The following is a 4,290-nucleotide window of genomic DNA, read 5'->3' as shown; positions in this document are numbered from 1 at the left end:
TGCGTGGGAAGGCATCATGATCACCGCCGCCGATGGCACCATCATCGATGTCAATGAGGCCTTCACGCGGATCACCAGCTACCGTCGCGAGGACGTCCTGGGCCGCAACCCGCGCCTGCTCGGCTCCGGACGTCAGGACCAGGCGTTCTACGCCGCCCTGTGGGGCAATCTCACCGACGGTGGCCAATGGTCTGGCGAGATCTGGAACCGCCGCAGCAACGGCGAAGTGTACGCCGTGATGCAAACCATCAGCGCCGTGCGCGATGCCCAGGGCAACACCCGGCTGTACGTGGCGCTGTTCTCCGACATCACCCTGATCAAGGAGCAAGAACGCGCGTTGCAGCACCTCGCCCACTATGATGCGCTGACCGGACTTCCCAATCGCGTCCTGTTGGCCGACCGCCTGCGCCAGGGCATGGTCCAGGCGCAGCGGTATGGGCGCCTGCTGGCCGTCGCCTTTCTCGATCTGGACGGCTTCAAGGCCATCAACGACGAGCATGGGCATGGAGTGGGCGACCAGTTGCTGATCGCGGCGGCGGCCGGCATGCAGCAGGTCCTGCGCGAGGGTGACACCCTCGCCCGCATCGGCGGGGACGAGTTCGTCGCCGTGCTGCTCGACCTGGCCGACATCCAGGCCAGCGTGACGCTGCTTGCCCGCCTGCTCGCCGCCGCCGCGCAAGCGGTACCGGTTGGCGGGCAGCTGCTGCAAGTCTCCGCCAGTGTCGGGGTCACCTTCTACCCGCAGGCCGACGCCATCGATCCTGAGCAACTGCTGCGCCAAGCCGACCAGGCGATGTATCAGGCCAAGCTGGCAGGCAAGAACCGTTACCACGTCTTCGATGCCGAGTTGGACCGCAGCGTGCGCGGCTACCACGAAAGCCTGGAGCGCATCCGATGTGCCTTTGCCGCGCGCGAATTCGTGCTGTATTACCAACCCAAGGTGAATATGCGCACCGGGATCCTGCTTGGTGTCGAGGCCCTGATCCGCTGGCAACACCCGGAAAGCGGCCTGCTGCCGCCCGCGGCCTTCCTGCCGGTGATTGAGGATCATCCACTTGCCGTGGAGATCGGCGAATGGGTAATCGAGACCGCGCTGAGCCAGATGGAGCGCTGGCAGACCGCCGGGCTGGACATCCCGGTCAGTGTCAATGTCGGCGCTCGCCAGTTGCAGCAGGCAGACTTCGTCGAGCGCCTGTGCGCGCTGCTGGCGGCGCATCCGCGCGTCAGGCCAGGGGATCTGGAGTTGGAGGTGCTGGAAACCAGTGCCCTGGCGGATCTGGCCCGGGTCTCGCGGGTGATCGATGCCTGCCGGGAGATCGGGGTGCTGTGTGCCCTGGATGACTTTGGCACTGGCTATGCCTCGCTAACCTATCTGAAACGCCTGCCGGTGATTCAGATCAAGATCGACCAGAGCTTCGTGCGTGGCATGCTGGACGACCCGGATGACCTGGCCATCTTGGATGGCGTGATTGGCTTGTGCGTCGCCTTCCGCCGCCAGGTCATCGCCGAAGGGGTGGAGACCCTGGAGCAGGGTGAGATGCTCCTGCAACTCGGCTGCGAGCTGGCTCAGGGCTACGGCATTGCCCGCCCCATGCCAGCCGCGGAGATCCCCGCCTGGGCGGCGACCTGGCGGCCCGCTCCGGTGTGGGTCGATCTGGCGCCGGTGAGCCGCGACGCCGTGCCGCTGCTGTTTGCCGGCGCCGCGCATCGCGCCTGGATGGCCGGGGTGGAAGGCTACCTCGCCGGCGAACGCGATGACCCGCCGCCGCTGGATGACCACCATTGCTGCTTCGGTGTCTGGCTGGATGCCGATGGCCGCGGCCGCCAGGGTGTGCAGGGTCAAGCCTTCCAGGCCCTCGACGCCTCGCACCAGCGTGTGCATGCGCTGGCGGTCGAGTTGTGTCAGCTTCGGGCGCAAGGCCGGAATCGCGAGGCGCTGGCCAGGATGGGAGAACTCCGTGGCCAGCGGGACGCCGTTCTTGAACAGTTGAAAACATTGTTACAATGAGCGTTACGCCAGATCGAAGCGGTCAGCATTCATGACCTTCGTCCAGGCGGCCACGAAGTCCCGAACGAACTTTTCCTGGCTGTCATCCTGCGCATAGACCTCGGCATAGGCGCGCAGGACGTTTAGCCGTATCCCGCGGATTGATTCTGTCTATTGATCGTCATCGATCAATCGCCAGACGCCAGGAGTTGAGGACTCGAAGATCATCTTAGAACGCCGCTGGGACTCGCTCACATAGCTAGCTCGCCGTGGCCGGCATGGCCCGTGTGCAGATGATGACCGCTTCCATGGGTATTGCCGCCACAGAAACGGAGAACGGGGGGTGGCGGCTCCAGTTCGAGAGCGGAAAGTCTCTTTAAGCCATCTCGACTGTCTCTTGGTGGGACACTCTTGCGCGGCGGGGACTACAGAGGGCAAGAAGCGGCTCAGCCCTCGCAGCCACAACTGGCGCTGCCCAGGGATTCGCGGAACAGGTAATACTCGACCCGGCGGTTCTGTTTCATCTGGGCTTCGGTCACCGGATTGACGATCTTCCGATTGGACGAGCCCATGCCGAGGACTCTGACCTTGAAGAAATATCTGGCCGATGGGTTGCCCGAACTGGCGGCTATCTCGTCAAGCAGCACTTTCCTGCCCGAAGCGGCACGCGTCTGGCTAACGTCGAGTTCGAACTGCGCCCTTTCGCCGATCGCCTTGCGCAGCGCGACATCCGCGTTGCCGACCACCAGAATGCCGCGCACAGGCATCTTCGTCCTTAGGCTGGCGACGATTTCCCGGGCCGCCCGGCTAACCTCCCTCCGCTGTACCGGATCGAGGGTTGCGATGTCGGTCATGTACTCGGGAAAGCCCGAGATCGAATAGTCCGGCGCCATGCCTCTGACGCCAATGGACTGAAAAGCGAGCGGGCCGATCCACATCATCATCGCTATACCTCGGGATGATATTCCAGGTTAAGATGAACGTGAGCCAGGCCGACGGCAATCATGGCGATCACCGGCTTCCCAAGATTGCGCCCCTTTCCTCTTAGCTTTTCCCTTAGCTTTGGCCTAGGTTAGGCCATGTCTTGATTCAGCCTAAGACGCGGGCGCGACCCTAAGGTTATTGGAGCGATGCGATGCAAGTCAATGTGCTGCTTGTGGACGTGCTTGACGCGACCAAATTCGGATCCTGCCGGGCTGACATCGTGACCCGAGTGAAGGCCCTTTACGAGGATTGTTTTGCCTACGCCAACCGCACCATCAAGCCACCGCCAAATCATACCGTGTCGGTGAGCTTCGTCAGCCAGAAGCCAACCCCGTCGGACACCGATTACGTCCTCTATTTTCTGCCCGCTATGTTCTGGTCGATCATCACCTACAAGGAAATCGGCACTAAGCAGTCCAACCTGCTCAATGACCATTGGGGCTACACTACTAAGTCCGGATCTGCCGGCGCAGGACTGGGGGCGGCGGGCAGTTCCAAGAGCGAGGTGATCTGTAGGAGCATTGACGGCAGCATCCTTGGCTCACTCGTCTTTCACGAGATGCTCCATGCCAAGACGTTCAAGGACAACCGCACGCTCCATGCCAGCGGTGGGCTGGGCGCGGCCACTGTCGAGGGCACTACCCAGCTCAACAACACCAACCGACAGGACACGATCGGCACTCTGGCGAAGAAGGTGACTCAGTGGACTGGCGGCTGGGAGATTCTCCACAACGCCAAGAGAGCACGGGATGCGGGCGATCCGGCCTGGAACCTGTTCTAGGCCAGCCTGACGGTGGTGCCGAGCCGGCTTCCAGCCGATCCTCTTGCCTTTCCACGCCAATGTGGCTTGGGAAATCCAACCTCCGCGGCGTGGGTAATGACATCCAGTTGGCATCGTTCTCGTTGCCGCATGGTCGGAAAACCACTCAGGGTTGGATAGAACCATCGACGAGGAACTCTAACGGCCCTGGCAGTCCTATCGCACGGTCTTCAGGACCGGTGATGTCAGTGCGTTGAGCTAATCAGCCACTTGCCCGTTCCCGCAGGATTTTCAGTCACAGGAACGCTCACAGGATCGTCATGACCGCTGCCCTCCTCGTCCTCATCGCCTTGGCGTGCGTCGTGCTGGCGCTGGTCATGCTGACGTTCCGCTTCCTTTGGTGGCTGGCGCTGCCTGTCCTGATCTTGGGCGTGCTGGTCAGCGTTGCCGAGGGGCCGCATGCCGCCGCCGATCTCTGGGGCGAGCGACTGGACGGCGTGGTGGTCGCTACCCAGGAATCCGTCCGCGTCGAGACGGCGCGCGCCAGTGGGACGCGGAC

General features: G+C 62.8%; 4 protein-coding genes. 3 read left to right on the top strand and 1 reads right to left on the bottom strand.

The window, feature by feature from the left end:
• Positions 1–2,008 (top strand): EAL domain-containing protein (locus QZY07_RS26465; protein ID WP_295409282.1); only part of this gene is annotated, 2,008 nt, incomplete at its 5' end.
• 425 nt (positions 2,009–2,433) lie between these two features.
• Here the strand turns inward: QZY07_RS26465 and QZY07_RS26460 are convergent.
• Positions 2,434–2,931 carry a hypothetical protein gene (locus QZY07_RS26460; RefSeq protein WP_295409280.1) on the bottom strand — a complete coding sequence of 166 codons (498 nt, stop codon included), beginning with the start codon at positions 2,929–2,931 and terminating at the stop codon, positions 2,434–2,436.
• 191 nt (positions 2,932–3,122) lie between these two features.
• On the opposite strand from QZY07_RS26460, the gene QZY07_RS26455 reads away from it, so the two are divergent.
• Positions 3,123–3,752, top strand: a complete 630-nt coding sequence (locus tag QZY07_RS26455; RefSeq protein WP_295409278.1) for a hypothetical protein — start codon at positions 3,123–3,125, stop codon at positions 3,750–3,752.
• 299 nt (positions 3,753–4,051) lie between these two features.
• The coding region (locus QZY07_RS26450) for a hypothetical protein (RefSeq protein ID WP_295409276.1) at positions 4,052–4,290 on the top strand (239 nt) is incomplete at its 3' end.

Source organism: uncultured Thiocystis sp. (assembly GCF_903866365.1).
In the GTDB taxonomy this organism is placed as follows: domain Bacteria; phylum Pseudomonadota; class Gammaproteobacteria; order Chromatiales; family Chromatiaceae; genus Chromatium.
The sequence above is the reverse complement of the archived record's forward strand: the minus strand, read 5'-3'. Positions and strand labels throughout refer to the sequence as shown.

Bases quoted from the DNA above. Each gene is read 5' to 3' on its own strand.
- QZY07_RS26460 (WP_295409280.1), bottom strand. From the start codon at position 2,931: ATGATGATGTGGATCGGCCCGCTCGCTTTTCAGTCCATTGGCGTCAGA.
- QZY07_RS26455 (WP_295409278.1), top strand. From the start codon at position 3,123: ATGCAAGTCAATGTGCTGCTTGTGGACGTGCTTGACGCGACCAAATTC.